The sequence below is a fragment of the Longimicrobiales bacterium genome (assembly GCA_035764935.1).
Classification (GTDB): domain Bacteria; phylum Gemmatimonadota; class Gemmatimonadetes; order Longimicrobiales; family RSA9; genus DASTYK01.
In genome coordinates, this window is sequence record DASTYK010000063.1 from 1 (window position 1) to 22567 (window position 22567).

At 68.4% G+C, this 22567-nt stretch carries 19 protein-coding genes; 18 read left to right on the plus strand and 1 reads right to left on the minus strand.

The window, feature by feature from the left end; all coding sequences use genetic code 11:
• The 16 genes from VFU06_04855 to VFU06_04930 form a co-directional block, all read left to right on the plus strand.
• A partial coding sequence (locus VFU06_04855) for an AarF/UbiB family protein (GenBank protein ID HEU5208722.1) occupies nucleotides 1-983 on the plus strand: 983 nt, incomplete at its 5' end.
• Nucleotides 984-1171: 188 nt separating this feature from the next.
• Complete coding sequence (locus VFU06_04860; protein HEU5208723.1) at nucleotides 1172-1696, plus strand: hypothetical protein; 525 nt, start codon at nucleotides 1172-1174, stop codon at nucleotides 1694-1696.
• Nucleotides 1697-1703: 7 nt separating this feature from the next.
• Nucleotides 1704-2144, plus strand: coding sequence for a hypothetical protein (locus VFU06_04865; protein HEU5208724.1), 441 nt, complete (start codon nucleotides 1704-1706; stop codon nucleotides 2142-2144).
• Between the two features lie 52 nt (nucleotides 2145-2196).
• Complete coding sequence (gene meaB / locus VFU06_04870) at nucleotides 2197-3441, plus strand: methylmalonyl Co-A mutase-associated GTPase MeaB (protein ID HEU5208725.1); 1245 nt, start codon at nucleotides 2197-2199, stop codon at nucleotides 3439-3441.
• 73 nt (nucleotides 3442-3514) lie between these two features.
• Complete coding sequence (locus VFU06_04875) at nucleotides 3515-5248, plus strand: methylmalonyl-CoA mutase family protein (protein HEU5208726.1); 1734 nt, start codon at nucleotides 3515-3517, stop codon at nucleotides 5246-5248.
• Nucleotides 5249-5278: 30 nt separating this feature from the next.
• The gene (locus tag VFU06_04880) at nucleotides 5279-6670 is read left to right on the plus strand and encodes a hemolysin family protein (GenBank protein ID HEU5208727.1); all 1392 of its coding nucleotides are present in this window, start codon (nucleotides 5279-5281) and stop codon (nucleotides 6668-6670) included.
• Entirely contained in the window at nucleotides 6667-7419 is a 753-nt protein-coding gene (locus VFU06_04885; GenBank protein HEU5208728.1) for a class I SAM-dependent methyltransferase, read from the plus strand. The genes VFU06_04880 and VFU06_04885 overlap by 4 nt, the downstream gene beginning before the upstream one ends.
• A gap of 115 nt (nucleotides 7420-7534) precedes the next feature.
• On the plus strand, nucleotides 7535-7960 hold the full coding sequence (locus VFU06_04890) for a cobalamin B12-binding domain-containing protein (GenBank protein ID HEU5208729.1): 426 nt from the start codon (nucleotides 7535-7537) through the stop codon (nucleotides 7958-7960).
• Nucleotides 7957-9585, plus strand: a complete 1629-nt coding sequence (locus VFU06_04895) for a carboxyl transferase domain-containing protein (GenBank protein ID HEU5208730.1) — start codon at nucleotides 7957-7959, stop codon at nucleotides 9583-9585. Before VFU06_04890 ends, VFU06_04895 begins: the two co-directional genes overlap by 4 nt.
• Nucleotides 9582-10952: an acyclic terpene utilization AtuA family protein gene (locus VFU06_04900; GenBank protein HEU5208731.1), complete on the plus strand. Its 1371-nt coding sequence runs from the start codon at nucleotides 9582-9584 to the stop codon at nucleotides 10950-10952. The genes VFU06_04895 and VFU06_04900 overlap by 4 nt, the downstream gene beginning before the upstream one ends.
• 2 nt (nucleotides 10953-10954) lie before the next feature.
• Nucleotides 10955-11308 carry a hypothetical protein gene (locus VFU06_04905; protein ID HEU5208732.1) on the plus strand — a complete coding sequence of 118 codons (354 nt, stop codon included), beginning with the start codon at nucleotides 10955-10957 and terminating at the stop codon, nucleotides 11306-11308.
• Entirely contained in the window at nucleotides 11305-12075 is a 771-nt protein-coding gene (locus VFU06_04910) for an enoyl-CoA hydratase-related protein (protein ID HEU5208733.1), read from the plus strand. Before VFU06_04905 ends, VFU06_04910 begins: the two co-directional genes overlap by 4 nt.
• A 6-nt stretch (nucleotides 12076-12081) precedes the next feature.
• On the plus strand, nucleotides 12082-12300 hold the full coding sequence (locus VFU06_04915) for a hypothetical protein (protein ID HEU5208734.1): 219 nt from the start codon (nucleotides 12082-12084) through the stop codon (nucleotides 12298-12300).
• A 127-nt stretch (nucleotides 12301-12427) separates the two neighbouring features.
• Nucleotides 12428-13036 carry a HupE/UreJ family protein gene (locus VFU06_04920; protein HEU5208735.1) on the plus strand — a complete coding sequence of 203 codons (609 nt, stop codon included), beginning with the start codon at nucleotides 12428-12430 and terminating at the stop codon, nucleotides 13034-13036.
• 355 nt (nucleotides 13037-13391) lie between these two features.
• Entirely contained in the window at nucleotides 13392-16136 is a 2745-nt protein-coding gene (locus VFU06_04925) for an Ig-like domain-containing protein (protein ID HEU5208736.1), read from the plus strand.
• A gap of 135 nt (nucleotides 16137-16271) precedes the next feature.
• Entirely contained in the window at nucleotides 16272-18428 is a 2157-nt protein-coding gene (locus VFU06_04930) for an ATP-dependent DNA helicase RecQ (protein ID HEU5208737.1), read from the plus strand.
• A gap of 42 nt (nucleotides 18429-18470) precedes the next feature.
• Here the strand turns inward: VFU06_04930 and VFU06_04935 are convergent, their stop codons facing one another.
• The gene (locus VFU06_04935; GenBank protein HEU5208738.1) at nucleotides 18471-19412 is read right to left on the minus strand and encodes a M55 family metallopeptidase; all 942 of its coding nucleotides are present in this window, start codon (nucleotides 19410-19412) and stop codon (nucleotides 18471-18473) included.
• Between the two features lie 275 nt (nucleotides 19413-19687).
• Between VFU06_04935 and VFU06_04940 the strand changes: the two genes are divergently transcribed.
• Nucleotides 19688-20935 carry an acyl-CoA dehydrogenase family protein gene (locus VFU06_04940; protein HEU5208739.1) on the plus strand — a complete coding sequence of 416 codons (1248 nt, stop codon included), beginning with the start codon at nucleotides 19688-19690 and terminating at the stop codon, nucleotides 20933-20935.
• Entirely contained in the window at nucleotides 20932-22446 is a 1515-nt protein-coding gene (locus VFU06_04945; protein ID HEU5208740.1) for an Rne/Rng family ribonuclease, read from the plus strand. Before VFU06_04940 ends, VFU06_04945 begins: the two co-directional genes overlap by 4 nt.
• Nucleotides 22447-22567 lie beyond the last annotated feature (121 nt).

The window sequence follows — 22567 nt, forward strand, 5'->3', positions numbered from 1 at the left end:
AGCTCACGCGCCAGCGTGTGCTCGTCATGGAGTGGATCGACGGCGACAAGGTCGACCGGCTGGGCGACCGCTTCGCGTCCGGTGATCTCCGCTTCAACGAGCTGATGGAGACGCTGACGGAGATCTACTTCCGCATGATGCTGATCGACGGGTTCCTGCATGCGGACCCGCACGCCGGCAACATCCTGGTGCAGCAGGACGGGAGGATCGTGTTCCTCGACTGGGGGATGGTCGTGCGTTTGAGCCGCAGCCATCGGGAGACGATCCTGCGCCTCGCGATGGCGACCGCACGCGGCCAGGTCGACAGCATGATCAACGGCATGTACGAGCTGGGCATGATCGACCCCGCGATCAGCCGGTCCGAGATCCGCGAGGCCGCGACCGAGATCATGGAAGTCGTCGAGCGCGTCAAGGAGCTCGGCATCCGGCGCGTTCAGGAGATGCTCGTCGACATCATGGACACGTTCTACACGTGGCCGCTCATGCTGCCGCGCGAGCTCGTCTACTTCTTCCGCGCGGTCGCGCTGCTCGAGGGGATCGGCTTCCGCTACGACCAGGACTTCAACGGGCTGGACGTGGTGCGACCGGTCGTCTCGAATATGAAGACGGAGCTCGCGGCCGCACTGATGCGTGAACCGAAGGACGTCGCGAAGAACGCGTTCGAGGAGCTGCGCACGAGCATTGTCGCGCTGCGCGAAGTGGTCGGCCGCGCCGAGCGCGAAGAGTTCCGGGTGCGCGTGCATCCGCGCGACCTCATGCAGGCTGAGCGGTTCCTGGGGCTGCAGGTACGGCGCGTTCTGCTGAGTGTGTTCGCGTTCACGGTCGCGATGATCACGGCCATCCTGTTCATTGCGCTGGGCAACTGGTGGCTGCTCGGCGGCGGACTCGTGATCAGTTTCTTCATGTTCGTGATCGTGCTCTTCCTGCCCACGCACCTGCTGGAGAACCCGCTGCGGCATGCACGGGGGCTGCGCCGGCAGTAGCCGCGTGCCGCTGGGTCGGCGCCCTGCGGTCCGGTGACGGTTCCTGCCCGGAGTCGCGAAGTGCAGCCGCCCAGGCACCGACACCTGTCGCTCATCCTCAGTCCGCGCCGGCCTTGCCTCTTTCGCACCAGGGACTGCGGCCCCATCCTGAGCGCCGGACCACACCGTCGACCCGCACCGGAGGCACCATGCGCCGCTTGCCGCATCGCACGTTCATGCTCCTCGCCTGCTTTGCCGTCGCCGCATGCGATGGCAGCACACAGGAGGAGGCGCCCGCCGCCGGGATGACGGCGGACACGGCGCCAGCCGGAGCCGACGCCACGGCCAACGCCCCGGCATCCGACGCACTGCTGAACCCCGACAGCGCGACGGCCGAGCAGCTCGCCGCGATTCCCGGGCTCGATGCGGACCTCGCCGCGCGCATCGTCGCCGCCGCACCCTTCGAGAACATGCTGGAAGTGGACTCGCTGCTCGGCGAAAGCCTGAGCGAAGTACAGCGCGAGGAGGTCTATGGCAGGCTCTTCAAGCCACTCGACCTGAACAGCGCCACGGGTGAAGAGATCCAGCTCATCCCCGGCGTCGGCGACAGGATGCAGCACGAGTTCGAGGAGTATCGCCCGTACACCGCCATCGAGCAGTTCCGGCGCGAGATCGGCAAGTACGTGGACGACGAGGAGGTGGCGCGCCTCGAGCGGTACGTCACGATCCGGTAAGGTCGGAGTGGACACCGCCGCCGTGCGCGACGCTGCCGCATTTCGACGGGTGCTGGTTCTGCTCGTTGCGGTGGGCATGGCAGGGCTCAGCGCGGAGCTCGCGCTGCTCGAACACTACGAGGAGTGGCAGCAGCTTCTCCCGCTCGGTGCGCTCGGCGCAGGCAGCGCGACGCTGGTCGGCATGCTGATACGACCGGGTCGCGCCAGTGTGCGGCTCTTTCAGGTGGTCATGGCCGTCTTCGTCGTGCTGGGCGGGGTCGGCATTGCGCTGCATGTGAGCGGCAACATCGAGTTCGAGCTCGAGATGGAGCCCGGCCTGCGCGGCGCGACCCTGCTCTGGAAGGCGCTGACCGGCGCCACGCCTGCGCTCGCGCCGGGCGCACTGACCCAGACGGGCCTGCTCGGCCTGCTGGCGACGTGGCGCCATCCCGCACTGCAGCGCGCGTGACGCTCGCCACTGCCGTTTGACGCCCGCACGAGCCGGGGCGAATCTTCAGCACATGCACAACGAGCACCCAGCGGGCACAGCAGCATCGCAGGCGGCGCCCGCGATCACGGACCTGCTCGCGCGCTTCGAGGACGGGCAGCGTACCGCACTCGCGCGCGCGATCTCGATCGTCGAGAATCAGCGGCCGGGCTTTCGCGACCTGCTGCGCGCACTGCATCCCCGCATCGGCAAGGCGCACCGCATCGGCATCACCGGGCCGCCCGGTGCAGGGAAGAGCACGCTGACGGCCGCACTGGTACGCCACTTCCGCGCGCGCGGCGAGCGCGTCGGCGTGGTTGCCGTCGACCCGACCTCACCGTTCACCGGCGGCGCGCTGCTCGGCGATCGCATCCGCATGAACGAAATCGGCATGGACGACGGCGTCTTCATCCGCTCCATGGCAACGCGCGGCTCGCTCGGCGGTCTCGCGCTGACGACCCGCGAGATCGCCGACGTCATGGACGCCTTCGGCTTCGATCGCGTCATCGTCGAGACCGTCGGCGTGGGTCAATCCGAGCTGGACATCGCCCGAGCCGCCGACTCCACCCTGGTCGTGCTCGTGCCCGAGTCCGGCGACGGCATCCAGGCGATGAAGGCGGGCCTCATGGAGGTCGCCGACCTGTTCGCCATCAACAAGTCGGATCGTCCCGGCGCCGACCGCCTCGCCCGCGAAGTCGCCATGATGCTGCACCTGCGCACCGGCGAAACCCTGCGCAACGTGCCGGCGCACCATGGGGTGGATATGAAGCGGGCTGCGCGCAGGATCTCCGGCGCGACCCACAGGGCGCGGCGCCTGGAGGAGAGAGGCGGGCCGGGGCCCGCGCCGGGGCCCGGGCCCGGTGCTGACGAAACGCAGCACGCCGTGACCAGTTCTGCGACGCCCGTCGAGAAGGCGCCCCCCGGCTCACCCGCCGTTCCAGGCCCCGGCCCTGGCCCTGGCCCCGGCCCGCAGTCCCCCTCCTGGGAAATCCCCGTCCTCCAGACCATCGCCGACCAGGACAGGGGCGTCACCGAGCTTGCCGCCGCCCTGGACCAGCACCTTGCCTGGCTGCGCGACTCGGGCGAACTCGTGGAGCGGCGACGGACGCGGCTCTCGGACCGGGTGCGCGATGAGGTGCGTCGCATGCTGGAGCGCCAGGTGTGGCAGGAGCGTGGCGGCGACGAGGCGCTCGACGCAGCGCTCGACGCCCTCGTCCAGGGCACGGAAACGCCCTATGATGTGGCGGCGCGGATCGTGCGCGCGGCGGGAGCAACGTGACGGACGCTCCGGGGTAGGATCGCCGGGCCCGCTCGGGCCCGAGCCATCGATCGAACCACAGCGGGAAGGTCTCATGGGAGTGATGGATCGCGATGCGCGGACGGGTGCAGTGCCGGCCGGGCTGAGTGAGCGTCTGGAAGCGCAGGAGCGGGAGCTCGCCGAGCTCCGCTCCAGGCTGGCTGGGTGGGAAGCGGCCTTCGAGCGCCAGGCGGCACGCGAGCCGTCGTTCACGACCGTGTCCGGCGTCCCGGTCGAGCCGCTCTACACGCCCGCTGACCTCGCCCCCGGCTGGAACTACCTCGAGCACCTCGGCCTGCCGGGCGAGTATCCGTTCACCCGCGGGCCGTACACCTCGATGTACCGGACGCGCCTCTGGACGATGCGACAGTTCGCCGGCTTCGGCACCGCCGCGGAGACGAACCGCCGCTACAAGTACCTGCTCGACCATGGGCAGACGGGCCTGTCCGTCGCGTTCGACTTCCCGACGCTGATGGGGTACGACTCCGACCACCCGCGCTCACTGGGCGAGGTCGGGAAGTGCGGCGTGGCCATCAGCTCGCTCGCGGACATGGAGACGCTGTTCGACGGCATCCCGCTCGACCAGGTCTCCGTTTCCATGACGATCAACGGCCCCGCGATCATGCTCTTCTGCTTCTACGTCATCGCGGCGGAGAAGCAGGGCATCAGCCCGGAGCGTCTGCGCGGCACCGTTCAGAACGACATCCTGAAGGAGTACATGGCGCAGCACGCGTGGATCTATCCGGTGGATCCCGCACTCAAGCTGATCGTCGACATGTTCGAGTGGGCATCGAAGCACGCACCCAGGTACAACCCGATCTCGATCAGCGGCTATCACATCCGCGAGGCCGGCGCCACGGCAGCGCAGGAGCTGGCCTTCACGCTGCGCAACGGCTTCGAGTACGTCGAGCGCGGTATCGAGCGGGGCCTCGATGTCGACGAGTTCGCGCCGCGCCTGTCGTTCTTCTTCGACGTGCACAATGACTTCTTCGAGGAGATCGCGAAGTTCCGCGCTGCGCGCCGCATCTGGGCGAAGCGCATGCGCGACGTTTACGGCGCGAAGAAGGAGGAGTCGTGGCGGCTGCGCACGCACGCGCAGACCGCGGGCGTGACGCTCGTCGCGCAGCAGCCGGAGAACAACATCGTGCGCGTCGCCTACCAGGCGATGGCAGCGGCGCTGGGCGGCACGCAGTCGCTCCACACGAACTCGATGGACGAGACGCTCGCACTGCCGACGGAGAAGTCCGTGCGTATCGCGCTCCGCACGCAGCAGGTCCTGGCCTATGAGACAGGCATTGCGAACACGATCGACCCGCTCGCCGGTAGCTACTACATCGAGTCGCTGACCGACCGGCTGGAGCAGGAAGCCGAGGAGATGTTCGAGGAGATCGAGCGCATCGGCGGCGTCGCGCGCGGGCTGGAGATGGGCTACTTCCAGCGCGAGATCGCGCTCAGCGCGCAGCGCCAGCAGCGCGAGATCGAGAGCGGCGACCGCGTGATCGTCGGCGTCAACGAGTTCACCGAGGGCGGAACGGACGACGACGTGGATATCCTGCGCATCGACGATACGCCCGAGCGGCGTCAGCGCGAGCGGCTGGCGGAGCTGCGCTCGCGGCGGGATCAGCAGCTCGTCGACAGCTCGCTCGAGCGGCTGCAGGCGGCCGCGCGCTCGGACGAGAACGTGATCGAGCCGATGCTCGACTGCGTCCGTGCGTACTGCACGCTCTACGAGATCCGGCACGCGCTCGAGGAGGTCTACGGCGCGTACCGGGAGCCGGTCTTCTTCTAGGAATGGATCCGGACAGACGCATCGCACGGCATGGGTGAGGAGCACGTCGTAGAGGCGCTCAGCGCCGGCGGCATGCTGCTGCGCCTCGGAATCGCCCTGCTGCTCGTCGCCGCCAACGGGTTCTTCGTGGCCGCCGAATTCGCGCTGGTCGGTGCGCGGCGAACGCGCATTGACGCGCTCGCGCGCGCGGGCAACCGCAGCGCGAAGCTTGCCAGCTCCGCGATCCAGCATCTCGATCATTACATTTCGGGTACGCAGCTGGGCATCACGCTTTCGTCGCTCGCGCTCGGATGGGTTGGCGAGAGCACGATTGCCGCAATGCTGGTGCAGGTGTTCGAGGCACTGCCGCCGCCGTTCGATGTCGTCGCGTCGCACACGGTCGCGATCGTGGTGGCCTTTCTGCTGATCACGGTCCTGCACATCGTGCTTGGCGAGCTCGCTCCGAAATCGCTGGCGCTGCTGTTCCCGGAGCGGGTCAGCATGGCGACGGCGGGTCCGCTCATCGTCTTCTCCCGGCTGCTCACCCCGTTCATCGTGTTCCTGAACGGCGCGGCGAACCTGCTCCTGAAGATGTTCGGCCTGCGCGCACCCACCGAAATGGAACGTGTGCACAGGCCGGAGGAAATCGAGATGCTGCTCACGCAGAGCTACGAGCACGGGCTGCTGCGTGAGGAGCCGGTCGAGATGATCCGCGGTGTGTTCCACCTGTCGGAGACCCAGGCGTCGGAAGTGATGACGCCGCGCACGTCGGTGATCGCCCTTCCGGTCGAGACGCCGCTCGAGGAAGCAGCGGATTTCATCCTGGAGAACGGGCACTCCCGCTACCCGGTCTACGAGGAGACGATCGACCACGTGGTCGGGGTCGTGCTGGCGCGCGACGTCTGGCAGGCGCTGCGGGGGAGCGGCGCGCCACTGCGCGAGATCGCCCGCGAGGCGCTCTTCGTGCCCGACACGAAGTCGATCGAGCAGCTCCTCCGCGAGATGCAGAAGGATGGAACGCACATGGCCGTCGTCGTGGACGAGTTCGGCGGTACAGCCGGCATCGTCACGATCGAGGACCTCCTCGAAGAGGTCGTTGGCGAGATCTCCGACGAGACGGACGAGGAGCAGAGCAGCTTCGAGACGATGCCCGACGGCACGATCCAGTTCGGCGGCGTCGTGGCGATCGCCGAGTTGAACGACATCTTCGGGCTGCGGCTGCCGGACGAGGATTACACGACGGTCGGCGGCTTCGTCCTCGGCCGGCTCGGTCGCCTTGCGCGCGTGGGCGACGAGGTCGAGATCCGCGGTGGCCGGTTGCGCGTGCTGAGTGTGAAGGGGCGGCGCATCGAGAAGCTGGCGCTGCGGCTCGCGCCGCGCATCGGCGCGGACGACGAGGACGCCGGGAACATGGACGACCTCGAGCACGAGTCACTCGAGTGAGTGCCGATGCACAGTGGTGGCGGACATATTTCGACGACGTCTTCTTCCGCCTGCATGATCCCCTGTTCACCGAAGCGGCCAGCCGGCAGGAGGTCGGTGCGATCCGCGAGATCCTCGCACTGCCGGTCGGCGCACGCATCCTCGACGTGCCGTGCGGCTGGGGACGCCACACCGCTCTCTTCGCGGAGGCGGGGCTGCTGGCGTACGGTGCGGACATTTCGACGGAGCTGCTGGTGCGCGCCGAGCCCGGGCAGCGGCCGCGCAGCGCGCGCTATGCCGCCGCGGATCTGCGCATGCTGCCATTTGCCGACGCGAGCTTCGATGCCGTCGTCAACGTGTTCACCAGCCTGGGCCTGTTCCTCGACGACGCTGAGGACGTGCGAGCGCTCGTGGAGGCCCGCCGCGTCCTCGCGCCGGGCGGTGTCCTGCTCCTCGAGAGCATGCATCGCGACGAGGTGATCGCCGCGTTCGCCGAGCGCGACCGCTGGAAACTGCCGGACGGCACGGAGATCCGGGTGCGCAGGCGCTTCGACCCGGTGACGGGCATCAGCCACGAACGCTGGCGCTGGCGCAGTGGTGACGGCAGGGAGCAGGGGGAGAAGCGACACGCGCTGCGGCTGCGGACGGCAACGGAGATCGACGGCCTCCTCCGGGCAGCAGGGTTCCGGGACGTCGCATACTTCGGCGACTGGGACGGCTCACCGCTGACGCACGACGCCGAGCGGCTGATCGCGGTGGCGCGCCCCTGACCACGGGCAGCGTCGGCAGTGGCGGTCGGGGTCGCTCGCGCGCCGCGGGCGCCGTTGCGGCCCCTGCACCGCGGGCCTAACCTTTGTCTGACAGTCCGTTTTCATGACAGGTACTATGACTGATCGCAAGATCCGCGTGCTGGTGGCCAAGCCAGGCCTGGACGGGCACGATCGCGGCGCCAAGGTGATCGCCAGCGCCTTCCGGGATGGCGGCTTCGAGGTGATCTACACCGGCCTGCACCAGACGCCGGAGATGATCGTGAACGCAGCGGTGCAGGAGGACGTCGACGTCGTCGCGCTGTCCATCCTGTCGGGTGCGCACATGACGCTGTTCCCGCGCGTGCTCGAGCTGCTGCGCAACGAGGGGATGGGTCATGTCCTCGTGATCGGCGGCGGTATCATGCCCGAGGAGGACATCGCTGCGCTGGAGGCACAGGGTGTCGGCAAGCTGTTCGGGCCGGGCACGCCGACCACCGCCCCGATCGATTTCGTACGTGACTACTTCTCCCGGCGGGAGGCGGGCGCCGCGGGCCCGTCGTGAGCGCACGCGTGCAGGCGGCCGGGGCCGGACGGCTGGAGTCGCTGACACGGGAGCTGCGCGCTCTCGAGGCGCGCCTGCGGGAAGGGGGCGGCCCCGAGAAAACCGAGCGCCAGCACGCGCAGGGCAAGCTCACCGCACGCGAGCGGATCGAGCTGCTGCGCGACCCGGGCACGTACTTCCTGGAAATCGGTCTGCTCGTCGCACACGATCGCTACGACGGCCAGGCACCCGCCGCCGGTGTCGTCACCGGCATCATCACGGTACATGACCGGCCGGTCGTCGTCATCGCGAACGATGCCACCGTGAAAGCCGGGTCCTGGTGGCCGGAAACGATCACCAAGATGCTGCGCGCGCAGGAGATCGCGATGCGCTGCAGGGTGCCGATCGTCTACCTCGTCGATTCCGCGGGTGTCAACCTGCCGTACCAGGGTGGCGTCTTCCCCGGGCAGTACGGCGCGAGCCGCATCTTCTACTACAACTCGATCATGCGCCGCTACCTGCACGTTCCGCAGATCGCGGCGGTCATGGGGCCCTGCATTGCGGGCGGTGCGTACCTGCCGGCGCTCTCGGACGTGATCCTCATGGTGGAGGGCACGAGCTTCATGGGACTGGGCGGGCCCAACCTCGTGAAGGGCGCGACCGGCCAGACGGTGGACGCTGAAACGCTCGGCGGCGCCTGGACGCATACCGCGCTGTCCGGCGTCGCGCATTACCGCATGAGCGATGATCGTGCGTGCATCGATCGCATCCGGCAGCTGATCGAGGAGCTGCCTTACGACGTTTCGCCACCTGCGTCCCCGGCCTCATCCACCACGTCCGCGGAAGCGCCGGCGCTCGGCGCGCTGCTGCCCGACGATCACCGCCAGCCCTACGACGCCCACGCGCTGCTCGCGGCCCTGCTGGACGAGGACGGGCTCGACGAATTCCAGGCGGACCGCGCACCGGAGATGATCTGCGGCACCGGTCGCGTCGATGGCGTGCGTGTCGGCGTGATTGCGAACGCGCGCGGGATGATCCGTGACCCGGCCGGCGGGCCGCCGCGCTTTGGCGGCATCGTCTATGCCGACAGCGCGGAAAAGATCGCGTACTTCATCGAGACCATGAACCGCCACCGTACACCGCTGCTCTTCGTGCAGGACGTGAGCGGCTTCATGGTGGGTCCGGATGCGGAGCACTCCGGCATCATCCGCGCGGGAGCGCGCTTCGTCGAGGCGATGGCGACCGCCGTGGTGCCGAAGGTCGTGCTCACGATCAACCATGCATCCGGCGCAGGCTACTACGCGATGGCGGGGCAGGGCTTTGATCCTGACTTCATCTTCACCTGGCCTACCGGGCGCATGGGCGTTATGGAGGGCGACAGCGCCGTCATGGCGCTGTTCGGCCCGCAGCTCGACGAGCTGAAGAAGACGCGCGGCAGGCCGGACGAGGCGCTGCAGAAGAAGATCGATGCGGTGCGCGCCGACTACGAGAAGCAGCTGGACGCGCGTTACGCCGCGGCACGCGGCTTCGTGGATGCCGTCATTGCGCCCGAGGAGACGCGCACGGTGCTGGGACTCGCACTGCGCACGGCACTGCACAATGAGGGTCCGCACCTGGGACCGTGGGGAGAGCTGGGCAGGACATGAAGAAGATCCGCATTGCATCCGGCCAGGGGTTCTGGGGCGACCGGCTTTCGGCTCCCGTCGAGCAGGTGCGGCGCGGCCCTGTCGACTACCTGATGCTGGACTACCTGGCCGAAGTCACGATGTCGATCATGCAGCGACAGCGCATGCGCGATCCTGCGCAGGGTTACGCGCGCGACTTCGTGCCGCTCATGGGCGAGATCCTGCCCGATATCGTGAAGCAGAACATCCGTGTCATCGCCAATGCAGGCGGCGTCAACCCGACTGCCTGCCGTGACGGCGTGCTCGAGCAGGCGCGCGCGAAGGGGTTCGCCGGCAGGCTGAAGGTCGGCGTCGTCAGCGGTGACGATATCATGGAGCGTCTCGAGGAGCTGGTACGCGCAGGCCACGAGCTGCGCAACATGGACGATGGCCGGCCGCTCGACGATGTGCTCGGCCGCATCCAGAGCGCCAATGCGTATATCGGCGCGGAGCCGATCATCGAGGCCCTGAAGCGCGAAGCGCAGGTCGTGATCACCGGCCGCTCGACGGACACGGCACTCACGTACGCGCCGATGATGTACGAGTTCGGCTGGCGCGACACCGACTGGGATCGGCTCGCCGCGGGCGTCGTTGCAGGGCACATCAACGAATGCGGCGCACAGGCCACCGGCGGCAACTCGATCGTCGCGTGGGAGGAGATCGATGATCTCGGCGACGTCGGCTACCCGATCATCGAGGCGTACGAGGACGGCACCTTCGTCGTCACCAAGCACGATGGCACCGGTGGCCGCGTCAGCCGCGCCGTCGTCGCGGAGCAGATCCTCTACGAGATGGGCAACCCCGCGGAGTACATCACGCCCGACGTGGTCGCGGACTTCACGACGATCCAGCTCCACGACGAGGGCGAGAATCGCGTGCGCGTGCACGGCGTGCGCGGCGGACCGCGCACGGACAGGCTGAAGGTGTCGATCTCGTACAGCGCCGGCTGGAAGGCGGCGGGCACGCTCGTGTACGGCTGGCCCGATCCGGTGAAGAAGGCGGAGTACGCCGCCCGCATCCTGCGTGAGCGGCTGGACCGCATGGGCGCGAAGTTCGACAGCGTGCGCGTCGAGTACGTCGGCTGGAACGCCTGTCACGGGCCGCTCGCGGGGCCGCCGCCGGCGGACCTGCCGGAGGTCGAGCTGCGGGTTGCGGTGCGCGCGCAGGACAGGGAAGCGGTCGAGATGTTTTCGCGTGAGCTCGCGCCGCTCATCCTGACCGGCCCGCCGACCGTCACGGGGTTTGCCGGTGGCCGCCCGCGCGTGCAGGAGATCGTCGCGTACTGGCCGGCGCTGATCGACCGCAGCGTGATCGAGCCCGAATTGCGCGTCGACGTACTGGAGGCATGACCATGGCACGCGTGCTACTCTACGACCTCGCACACGGCCGCTCCGGCGACAAGGGCGACACGGTCAATGTCGGCGTGATTGCGCGTCGGATCGAGTACTGGGAGATCATCCGCAGTGCACTGAGCGCGGAACGCGTCGCGCAGCACTTCGCGGGCATGTTCGACGGGCGCCTCGACCGCTACGAGCTGCCCAACCTGCATGCACTGAACTTCCTCCTGCACGGCGCTCTGGACGGCGGCGGTACCGTGTCGCTCATGACGGACGCCCAGGGCAAGACGTTCTCCACCGCCATGCTGCGCATGGAGCTCGAGGTGCCGGACGAGGTGGCCGCGCTGGTGTCACGGAGACACGAATGAGCGAACGGCTTACGTGCACCATCGCCGAAGGCATTGCGAGGCTGACCCTGAACCGGCCCGAGAAGCGGAATGCGCTGGACGGGGAGACGGTCGCCGCACTGCACCGCGCGATCGACGACGTGGAGCGTGATGCCGGTGTGCGCGTCATTGCGGTCCAGGGAGCGGGTGCCGACTTCTGCGCTGGTGCCGACCTCGCCCAGCTGGAGCGCATTGCCGAGGGGGCGGGTGTCCTCGAGAACCTCGACGATGCTACCGCCCTCGGTGAGCTGTTCATACGGATGCGCCGCGCGCGTCAGCCGATCGTTGCGCTCGTCCATGGCAACGCGATCGCAGGCGGTGCAGGGCTCGCGACCGCCTGCGACGTGATCCTCGCCCGCGAGGATGCCGTCTTTGGCTACCCGGAGGTGCAGCTCGGCTTCGTGCCCGCCATGGTGATGGCGCTGCTGCGGCGGTCGCTCGGGGAGAAGCGCGCGTTCGAGCTGGTCGCGCGCGGTGAACGGATCACGGCCAGGCACGCGCACGACCTGGGCCTCGTGAATCACGTGTATCCACGCTCCTCCTTCGAGGAAGAGGCGCACGCGTACCTTCGCGGGTTCGCAGCTCGCTCCGCGTCCGCGATCCGGCTGACCAAGCGGCTGCTCTACGGGATGGACGGCCTGTCCTTCGAAGAGGCGATCGCGCGAGGCGCAGAGGTGAATGTGCTGGCGCGCAACACCGAGGATTGCCGCCAGGGCGTGCGGGACTTTCTTGCGCGCAGAAAGTCGTAACCCGGCGTGCCCCTCCGACCCGACCGGAACCGGCGCGGGCCGGACCCGACACTGCTTCACCGCATGGCGCTGTTCGCTGTTGGCGCGGTGCTCGCCCTGGCCGGCATGATCTGGGGCCGCAACATCCTGGTCAACACGGCCATCGTGATCCTGATCGGCGCGATTCTGCTCGGGCTGTGGGGCAGAAAATCCCGCGACGGCGAGGACGACGGCGCAAACGAGTGAGGTGCGGCGATCGCACCCTGACGCGCGCCGGCCGGAGCCCGCCAGTGCCACGTCGCATTTCTTGCAGCCCCCTGCGGTGCGGCGTAACTTGATCGCACGTCCGACCAACCCGAGCGGGGAGACCGCCATGTCACACTTTGCTCATGTCCGCAGGGCCGGCCTCGTGGCCGGGCTGCTTTCACTCGTACCCGCTGCTGTCTTTGCGCATCCGGGTCACGGCGGCGCCGCCACGCATGACCTGCTGCACGGCTTCATGCACCCGCTGCACGGCATGGATCACCTGCTCGCGATGGTGGCGGTCGGCCTGTGGGCGGCGCAGCGAAACGGTCGCAGCGTGTGGGCGCTGCCCGTCGCGTTCGTCGGCTTCATGGCAGTCGGCTTCGTGCTGGGTGCCGGCGGCATCGCGATGCCTGCCGTCGAGCTCGGCATAGCCGCATCCGTGCTCGTGCTGGGAATCGCCGTCGCACTCGCGGTGCGTGTGCCGACGATCGGGGCAGTCGCGCTGGTCGCACTGTTCGCACTGTTCCATGGCCATGCACATGGCGCCGAGCTGTCGGCGGGCATGATCGCCGGGCTGTTCGGTGCCGGCTTCGCAGCATCGACTGCGCTGCTGCACACGGCGGGCATCGTGCTCGCATTCGGAATGCGGCACGCGATCACGACGCGCTCGTACCCGATCGAGCGCGCGATCGGTGCCGGCATTGCCGCCGCCGGACTGGCGTTGCTGCTGATCTGACTTCGTCCCGACGGACGTGGGCGGGCGGTATGGCGAAAGCCGTATCGCCCGCGCGTGCATCCACCGTCCAGCCTCACCCCTGATTCGTCCCCGATCCTTCCATTATCCGCCATTCACTGACCGGCAGCCTGTGGTTCGGCTCGCACACGGGTGGCGGAGGGCGCCTGGACTGATATATTCGCGGCCAGAATCAGCAGGTCTTCCGTCTGCCGTCCCGCACCCCCCCGGCAGTGAAGGTCCCTGACGACCCGTTGCGCCCTGCGTGACGGGTGCGATCGCGCGCCTACCGAGATCCTGCAATGCAGCGGGCGTCTGCGCGTGGACGTTCCCCGATATCAGGAAAATGCGAGCTGCGATGACGCGACTGCACTGGCTCCCGCTCCTGGCGGCAACCGCCGCTTTGCTTGCCGCATGCGGCGACAGGAGCGGACAGGTAACGCCACCGGCCCAGCCCCGGATCACGCTGGGCACTGCGAGCGAGCGGCTCGTCGAGGGCGACTCCACCCGCCTGACGTGGACGTTGAGCGGCTTCCAGTCCACTCCCGAGGTGACGCTCACGTCGTCGGACGGTGCAGTTGCAACGGTTGCCGCTTCCGGCTGGGTCCGGGCGCTCGCCCCGGGCAGTGCCCGGATCGTTGTGCGCGCGGGAAGTGCTGCCGACACGGCCGAGGTCCAGGTCACACAGCGGCCGGTCACGCTGGCTTTCGTCAACATGCCGGACACGGCGGCGGCTGGCTCCGGTGAGACCGCAGTGCAGGCCCGGATCGCAGATGTCCGTGACGACGGCGTCGCCGGCATTGCGCTGCGCCTGGCGCCGCTCTACGCAGACGCCGAGGCAATGACGGCGACGACCGACGTCGAGGGCGTTGCGGAGTTCACGCTCGCCGTCCCGACCGAAGCGGGCGAGTACCGGCTGGAAGCGAGCGTCGCGGACCCCGCCGGGCTCGCACCTGACACGGCCACACTGGTCGTCACGGCGGGCGAGGCCGCGGCGATCACGATCGGCGGTGCGGATCCGCTCGCATTGCAGGTGGGTGACACCGCGCGGCTCACGACGTCGTTCGCGGATGCGTTCGGCAACCCCGCCGCGGCGACGCCGGTTGCGTGGGTTTCCTCCGATGAAGACGTTGCCGTGGTGACCGACGGGCTGGTCGAGGCGACGGGTGCCGGCACGGCGAGCGTACTGGCGATGAGCGGAGTTCTGCGCGACTCCGTGCGTGCGATGGTGACGCTGCCGCCGCCGTCGAGCGCGACCATCGCACCCGCGGCGGCGAATTTCACCGCGCTGCTCGACACGATACAGTTCTCGCTCACGCTTACCACGCCGCAGGGTGACACGGTGACCGGGCAGCCGATCAGCTGGAGCGTGCTGAACGGGAATGTCGCTTCCGTGGACGTGCAGGGCCGTGTCGTTGCTCTGGCGCCCGGTGCCACACGCGTGATCGGCGCGAGCGGCACACTGAGCGACACGGCCGACGTGTCGGTGGCGCAGGTGCCGGCGACCGTGCTGATCTCGCCGACCGGCGCTGCACTCGATGCGGTGGGCGCAACGGCGCAGCTCGCCGCCGCCGTGACTGATGCCAACAACCAGCCGATCAGTGGCGCGGGCGTGGCCTGGTCTTCACTGGATCCCTCGGTCGCGACTGTGAGTGCGAGCGGGCTGGTCACTGCCCAAGGCAACGGCAACGCAGCCATCGTGGCGATGGCGGGCGGTGCTGCGGACACCGTGTCCGTGACGGTGCAGCAGGAGGTTGTCGCGGTTGCCGTCACACCGACCGCGGCTGCATTCGACGCACTGGGCGCGAGCACACAGCTCAGCGCGTCCGCAATGGACGTGAACGGTCATGCGGTCGGCGGCGCGGTCGTCGCCTGGACCTCCCTGAACGACGTGGTCGCGACCGTGGACGCGAGTGGCATGGTGACGGCAGCTGCCAATGGCGTCGTCCAGGTGGTCGCAACCTACAACACCCTGGCGGACACAGCAGTGATCACTGTCGCGCAGGTGCCTGCTGCAGTGACGATCATTGCGCCGGTGGACACGATGCGACTCGAGGGTGAGCAGCAACAGCTCACCGCGTCCTGGGTGGATGCGAACGGCTTCGCCATTGCCGGCGTTGCGACGACGTGGTCGAGCGCTGCGGACTCGATCGCGTCCGTTGACGCGGGCGGCCTCGTCACCGCAGGTGCCGTCAACGGGAGCACGTGGATTTGGGCGAGTGCCGGGGCGGTGACGGACTCGGTGCAGATCGCCGTGCGGGACGTCGCCTTCGTGCTGTACACGGCCGCCAACAGTGACACCGTCTTTAACATCCAGGTCGGCATGTTCGGCGGGCCACCGGCGACTGCGTACATCTACTCCGAGGCCGGCACGCTGCTCGCCCGGCGCACGGGCCCCACGATCAGCTACGCGTTCCCTGCGGTTCTGGACGGCACGACGAAGCGCGTCGAGATCAAGGCGGACCGTGCGCAGGTGCAGGGGATCGAGGCTGCCGAGGATGCCCTCGTCGGCGCCTTCCCGGCGGGAATCCTCGACCTGCCGAACCTCGCGATCATCAACCTGGCGATCAATCCGGGGCTGACGGGGTCGCTACCGGATGGCCTGGGCTCACTCACGAACCTCGCGGCGCTGGAGCTGTTCTCCACCGGGCTTTCGGGTCCGCTGCCCGCGAGCTTCAGCAGCCTCACGGGAATGGACATCCTCAACCTGTCGGATACGCGGCTGAGCGGTTCCGTGACCATGCTCGAATCGTTGACGGACCTCTGGTACCTGAACCTCGGCAGCACTGACTTCAGCGGGGTCATGCCGGAGCTGGGCAATCTCACGGAGCTCATCGAGCTGCGCATCGACGGGTCCGGCATCAACGGGTATACGGGCGGTCTGGACGAGTTGTCCGCCGTCACGACGATCGACTTCTCGGATGCGAACCTGCCCGCAGGCGACGTCGACCGCGTCCTCGCCGACCTCGTTACGAGCGTTACGGCGGTGGCGCGCGCAGGCACGGTGGACCTGGGCGGCGTGAATGCACCGCCGAGTCCGCCGGGGCTGGCGGCCGTCACACAGCTCGAGAGCCTGGGCTGGACGGTGATCGTCGCTCCCTGACGGCCGTATCCATTCGCTGGTGACAGGCGACGGGGTCCGCATGTGCGGGCCCCGTCGCGTACGGTGTCCCCACCGCGCATGGACCCGACCGACCGCGTCCGCTAGCTTCGCACTCCCATGCAGCAGACTTCTTCCGTGCGACCGACGCTCCACGACGCGCGCGCCTCGCTCGCGCACCACTTCGGCTACGACGACTTCCGCGGGGGGCAGGCGGACGCGATCGGGTCCGTTCTTTCCGGCCGCGACACGCTGGTGCTCATGCCGACAGGCGGCGGCAAGTCGCTCTGCTACCAGGTCCCCGCGACCGTGCTGCCCGGGCTCACGATCGTCGTGAGTCCTCTCATCTCGCTGATGAAGGACCAGGTCGACGGCCTTGCCGATGCGGGCGTGCGCGCGGCGTTCATCAACTCCACGCTGCCGGCCCATGAAGCGAGAGCGACGCTGGAAGCGGCGCGCAGCAACACGATCAAGCTCCTCTACGTCGCCCCCGAGCGCTTCGACAGCCCCACGTTCCGCGAGGAGCTGAAGGGGCTCGACGTATCGCTGTTCGCCGTCGATGAGGCGCACTGTGTTTCGCAGTGGGGCTACGACTTCCGGCCGAGCTATCTGCGTCTCGGCGCGGTGCGGGATGCGCTGGGCTGTCCCACGATCGCGCTCACTGCCACCGCGACGCCGGAGGTCAAGCGCGACGTCTTGCGGCAGCTGCGACTCCTGGAGCCGACCGTCGTGGCGCGCGGGTTCAACCGCACGAACCTGTCCTGGCACGTCCTCGCGGCGCGCAATGACGAGGAGAAGGACCATCTGCTCCTGCGGCTGCTGAAGCTGCCGCGCGACGGCGTGGCGATCGTCTACGGCTCCACACGCCGCAGCGTCGACAACATCGCGGACCTGCTCAACCGTGCGGGACTCCGTGCCGCCGGCTACCACGCCGGTGTGGACGACCGCGAGCGCGCGCGGCTGCAGGACGCCTTCATGGCGGGTGACATCCCGATCGTCGTCGCCACCAATGCGTTCGGCATGGGCGTGGACAAGCCGAACGTGCGGCTCGTCGTGCATTACGCGATGCCGGGCAACCTGGAAGGCTATTACCAGGAGGCGGGCCGCGCAGGGCGGGATCGGAATCCGGCCGACTGCGTACTGCTGCACGCCTATCGCGATCGTTTCACGCACGAGTTCATGATCGAGCAGTCGTATCCGGCGCCGGAGATCGTGGACGAGGTGTACCGGCTGCTGCAGCGGCATGCGGACGGGAGCGGCGTTGCCGCAGTCGATCCGAAGTCGCTCGCCCGGTCAACGCGAAGCGCGAAGAACGAGCGGCACGTCGACGCTGCGCTCCGCCTGCTCTCGGAGTTCGGCGTCGTGCGCAACGCCGGGCGCAGTGCAGGCCAGCCCTGGCTGCGCCTGATCGCCCGGCCGGAACGGATCCGTCGTGAGATCGGTGGGACCGGTCGCGCCGCGGAGCTCCACCTGCTGCGCTCGCTCTGGCGCTATGCGGGCGATGAGCTGTACCGGGGAAGGGAGCTGCCGCGTACGCTGCTGCGCACTCCCGATGGTGCCGATGCGGCGACGCTGCTCGATGCACTGCAGCGCGAAGCCTTCCTCGAGTGGCGGCCCTGGCCTGCGGAGCAGGGGTGGCAGCTGCTCCAGCAGACCGACGGTCCACTGCCGATCGACTGGCACGCGCTCGCGCAACGCAGGCAAAGGGAGGAGCGTCGCCTGCAGCGCATGCAGGGCTACGCCTACACCGACGAGTGTCGTCGCGGATACGTGTTGCGCTACTTCGGTGATCCGGAGGCGATGGAAAGCTGCGAGGGCTGCGACAACTGCATGCCCGCCGATCGGCGCCTGCTTCCGGACGCCGCGCCGCCGCGCAAGGGTGGCGCCTCAGGTGCGGCGCGCAGTGTCCGACGCGCAGGCGCTCGCGTTGCCGACGCGGCGCGCAGTGCGGTGTCGCGCGGGGGCGGGAGGCGTAACCGAAACGACTCCGCAACGACGGGTGATGACAACGGGGAGCCGCTCACCGGCGCCGCGGCACAGCGCTTCGAGGCGCTGCGCCGGCTGCGGACCGACATCGCGCGTGCCGACAAGGTGCCGCCCTATGTGGTCTTCCACGATCGCACGCTGCGTGAGATCGCACTGCATGCGCCTGCGGACGCGGCAGCGCTCGCCACGATACCCGGCGTGGGCCCGGCCAAGCTCGACAGGTACGGCGCGCGGCTGCTGAGCGCACTGCGCGACATCGGCGATTCTCCGCGCCAGGCGTCTGCCGGATCCGATCCCGGCGCCGGGTGAGTCCTGCCGCCTCGATGTGCCTCGCGCCGCGTCCCGATCCGTTTACGGCGTCAGTCCGGGCTCGTACGTCATGGCGAACTCGAGGAAGCTCGACACCTCACGCATATCGCGCCCGATGAAGCGTACCGTATGCGCATCGACGCGTTCGACATTCGGCAGGTACGCCATCATCTCCGCGGGCCGATAGTTCTTGAACGTCAGTTCCAGCGTGATCGGCCCCTCGAGGGTGTAGGGCGCAATGTCGTCATGCCGTGCGACCGCCGTCCGTGTACGCTCGCGGATGAGCGCGCGTGCTGCCTGTGGCGTCAACGTCTTCGCCGAGTGAAAGCTGATCGCCCACTTGACGACCGCACCCTCGATGTCGCCGATGATGCGCTGCGCTTCCTCGACCGCAGCGTCGTCGCCCGAGATCATCACGACGGGAACGCCGAAATGTCCGGCGATTGCGGCGTTGATGCCGGCTTCCGGCATCTCGATGCCGTTCAGCCTGACCGCGGCGAGGTTGGCACTCGACATGGTGTGGGCGCGCACGCCCTCCGGATTCGTCGTCGACGAATGGTGGCCCAGCAGAATCGCGGCGTCGAATGTCGAGTCGATGCCCTGCATCATCATGAGCGGTCGCGGCCATGAACGTACGACCATGACATCATCGGGCAGCTGCTCGATGAGCAGGTTCTGACCGTTCCCGTGGGCGTCCGCAACCAGGATCTCGGTCGCGCCTGCCGCCCGCGCGCCGTCGATCGCGGCAAGGACTTCGGCTGTCATGAACTCGCGGAAGCGCGCATACTCGAAGCCGCCGGGGCCGAGCTGATCGCCCGTCACGGCTCCTGCAACCCCTTCCATGTCCGAGGAGATGAAGACCTTGAGCGGGGCCTGTGCGCTGGCCGCCGTTGTGCCTGTCAGCAGCATGGCCGCGGCCATGCAGACTGCGCGGAGTGCCCGGGAGCAGGCACGCGAAGTCGCCGTCGACGTCGTTCTGTTCATGTCGTGGCTCCGCCTCACCGGGAGGCGCTGGGGTGGACTGTGCGTACGGATTGTCGGGTGTCGGGAGTGCGAAGCTACCACATCGCCGGATGCGGGCAAGCGAAGGCCGCCGGGCGGCCCGATCGGACATGGCAGGCGGCCGGACCTGGCGCCCGGACGCCACGCTGGCCCGCTGCGGCCCCCGCCCGCGTCCAGGCGATGCCGCTGCGGCCCTTTCCACTCTTCGGCCTCGTGCCTAGTTTTTTCCCGTTGTCTCCTGTACTCAGGCAGGCGAGATGAGCCCGTACTTCAGCGACCAGCACGAGAGCCTCCGCCGCGAGGTGCGCGATTTCGCCGAGTCCGAGATCGCGCCGGTCGCGCGCGAGCTGGACGCGCAGAGCCGCTTTCCGTGGGAGAACGTGCGGAAGATGGCCGAGCGTGGCTGGTTCGGGGTCAACGTGCCCGAGGAGTACGGCGGGCTGGGGCTCGACTACATCAGCTACATCCTGGTCATCGAAGAGCTGGCCCGCGTGGATGCCAGCCACTCGATCACGATCAGCGCGCACTCCACGCTGGGCATGTCGCCGATCATGGCGTTCGGCACCGAGGCGCAGAAGCAGCAGTTCGTGCCGCTGCTGGCGCGCGGTCGCGTGCTGGGCGGGTTCGGCCTGACCGAGCCGGCCGCGGGCTCCGACGCCGGCTCGACGCGCACCGTTGCCGTGCGCGAGGACGGCGGCTACCGGCTGAACGGCAGCAAGATCTTCATCACGCATGCGGGCGTGGGCGAGATCTTCGTCGTGACGGCCGTGACGGACCGCGAGCGCGGTACAAAAGGCATTACCAGCTTCATCGTGACCAAGGAGACGACGGACCGCGAGGCAGCGGATCGCATCGGAGTCGGTCACGCGCCGGAGCTCGAGCCGTTCACACCAGGGGTCCGGGCTGCGAAGAAGGAGGACAAGATGGGCTGGCGCGCGTCCGACACGCGTGAGCTCATCCTGGAGGACGCCCTCGTCCCGGCGGAGCGACGCCTGGGCGGGGAGGGGCAGGGCTTCGTCAATTTCATGAAGACACTCGATGCCGGCCGCATCGGCATCGGTGCTCTCTCGCTGGGCCTCGCGCAGGGCGCGTACGAACAGGCGCTGCGCTACGCGAGCCGCGAGGAGCAGAACGGCCGGAGGCTGGCCGACGCGCAGGGCGTGCAGTTCTCGCTTGCGGACATGGCAACCGAGATCGCGGCCGCGCGTCACCTCGTCTACCACGCGGCATGGCTGAAGCAGCACGAGCAGCCGTTCACCCGCGAGGCCGCCTTCGCAAAACTGTATGCGTCCGAGCTCGCGATGCGCGCGACTACCCGCGCCGTCCAGCTCATGGGCGCCAGGGGCTACACCTCCGAGTACCCGGTCGAGCGCATGATGCGCGACGCCAAGATCTGCGAGATCGGCGAGGGTACCAGCGAGGTGCAACGAATGGTCATTGCCAGGAGCATACTCCGCGACGTCACCGCCTCGCTCGAGCCGGCCGCCGCGGGGACAACCACATGAAACGCGAGATCCTCATCTCCTCGACGCTGCTGGAAACGCGCGTCGCCATTCTCGAAGACGAAATCCTCGTTGAACTGATGGTCGACCGGCCCGATGCCGAGCGCATGGTCGGTGACGTCTACCTCGGTGTCGTGCAGGCAGTGCTGCCCGGCATCCAGGCCGCGTTCGTCGATATCGGCACCGAGAAGGCCGCGTTCCTCCACGTCTCCGACATCGCCAAGGACCCGTCCGACGAGGACGACGACAACGGCGACGACCGCAACCGCAAGTTCCCGCCGATCAACGAGCTGGTCTCCAAGGGCGAGCGACTGCTGGTGCAGGCGTCCAAGGAACCGATCGGCACCAAGGGCCCGCGCGTCACGACGCACATCTCGCTGCCCGGCCGCTTTCTCGTCTACATGCCGGGCAGCAAGCACGTCGGCGTCAGCCGCAAGATCGAGGACCGCGAAGAGCGGAGCCGCCTGCGTGCGATCGCAAAGGAGACCATCCCCGACGACGCAGGCGTCATCATCCGCACCGCGGGCGAAGAACTGACGAAGGAGGTCTTCGAGCGCGAGTTCCGCACCCTGAACGACACCTGGAAGAAGATCCAGAAGAAGTCCAAGGGTGCCCGCGCTCCCTCGCTGATCCATCGCGAGGCCAAGCTCACCTCCGGCATCATCCGTGATTTGTTCACGGACCGTGTCGATGCACTGATCGTCGATTCCAAGGAGCTGCACGCCGAGATCACCAAGTACCTCGAGGGCGTCGGGCCCGAGCTGCTGTCGCGCGTGCAACACTATGTCGATCCCGTTTCACTCTTCGACAAGTACGGTATCGAGGACGCGATCCGCGAAGCGTTCCAGCGGCGCGTGGATCTGCCTTCCGGCGGCTACATCATCATCGAGCCGACCGAGGCGCTCGTCTCCATCGACGTCAACACGGGACGCTACACGGGCAAGCGCGACCCGGAGAAGACGATCCTGCGCACCAACCTGGACGCGGCACGCGAGATCGCCCGTCAGCTCCGGCTGCGAGACGTCGGTGGCATCGTCGTCTGCGACTTCATCGACATGGAGACCCGCGCCAACCAGGACCGCGTGATGCAGGAGCTGCGCACGCACCTCGGCCGCGACCGCGCCCGCACACGCGCCTTCCAGATCTCCGAGCTCGGCCTGGTCGAGATGACCCGCCAGCGCGTGCGCCCCTCGCTCTGGCAGTCGCTCACCGAGCCCTGCTCCGCCTGCGGCGGCTCCGGTCGCGTGTTCCGGCCCGAAACGGTGATCCGGCGGATCGAGCGTGCCGTCCGCCGCCTCGCCGTCCAGCGCAAGGAGAAGAAGGTCACCATCCGCGTCCACCCGCACGTCGCTCTGCACATCCTCGAGGATGAGCCCGATCTGCTGCGCCGCATGGAAAAGGCGACGTCCCTCGACATCGACCTGCGCGACGATCCGCTCATGCGCCAGGACGAGTTCCGGCTGCTGGCCGGCCCTGCGGACGCCGACGTGACCAACAAGTTTGCGCTGGGCTGAGGGGAAACGGGCCGGCGGGGCCGGCGGGGCCGTCGGGGCGAACAGGGGATAAGGGAGTGGCCGCAGGGGCGCACGACGCGGGGTTCCGGTGAGCAAGGGCGATCGGCCGCCCGGACGGCCC

What these genes read in the sequence shown, in the direction of transcription:
- VFU06_04860 (HEU5208723.1), top strand. Translation starts at nt 1,172, where the DNA reads ATGCGCCGCTTGCCGCATCGCACGTTCATGCTCCTCGCCTGCTTTGCC.
- meaB (HEU5208725.1), top strand. Translation starts at nt 2,197, where the DNA reads ATGCACAACGAGCACCCAGCGGGCACAGCAGCATCGCAGGCGGCGCCC.
- VFU06_04875 (HEU5208726.1), top strand. Translation starts at nt 3,515, where the DNA reads ATGGGAGTGATGGATCGCGATGCGCGGACGGGTGCAGTGCCGGCCGGG.
- VFU06_04880 (HEU5208727.1), top strand. Translation starts at nt 5,279, where the DNA reads ATGGGTGAGGAGCACGTCGTAGAGGCGCTCAGCGCCGGCGGCATGCTG.
- VFU06_04890 (HEU5208729.1), top strand. Translation starts at nt 7,535, where the DNA reads ATGACTGATCGCAAGATCCGCGTGCTGGTGGCCAAGCCAGGCCTGGAC.
- VFU06_04900 (HEU5208731.1), top strand. Translation starts at nt 9,582, where the DNA reads ATGAAGAAGATCCGCATTGCATCCGGCCAGGGGTTCTGGGGCGACCGG.
- VFU06_04905 (HEU5208732.1), top strand. Translation starts at nt 10,955, where the DNA reads ATGGCACGCGTGCTACTCTACGACCTCGCACACGGCCGCTCCGGCGAC.
- VFU06_04910 (HEU5208733.1), top strand. Translation starts at nt 11,305, where the DNA reads ATGAGCGAACGGCTTACGTGCACCATCGCCGAAGGCATTGCGAGGCTG.
- VFU06_04920 (HEU5208735.1), top strand. Translation starts at nt 12,428, where the DNA reads ATGTCACACTTTGCTCATGTCCGCAGGGCCGGCCTCGTGGCCGGGCTG.
- VFU06_04925 (HEU5208736.1), top strand. Translation starts at nt 13,392, where the DNA reads ATGACGCGACTGCACTGGCTCCCGCTCCTGGCGGCAACCGCCGCTTTG.
- VFU06_04935 (HEU5208738.1), bottom strand. Translation starts at nt 19,412, where the DNA reads ATGAACAGAACGACGTCGACGGCGACTTCGCGTGCCTGCTCCCGGGCA.
- VFU06_04940 (HEU5208739.1), top strand. Translation starts at nt 19,688, where the DNA reads ATGAGCCCGTACTTCAGCGACCAGCACGAGAGCCTCCGCCGCGAGGTG.
- VFU06_04945 (HEU5208740.1), top strand. Translation starts at nt 20,932, where the DNA reads ATGAAACGCGAGATCCTCATCTCCTCGACGCTGCTGGAAACGCGCGTC.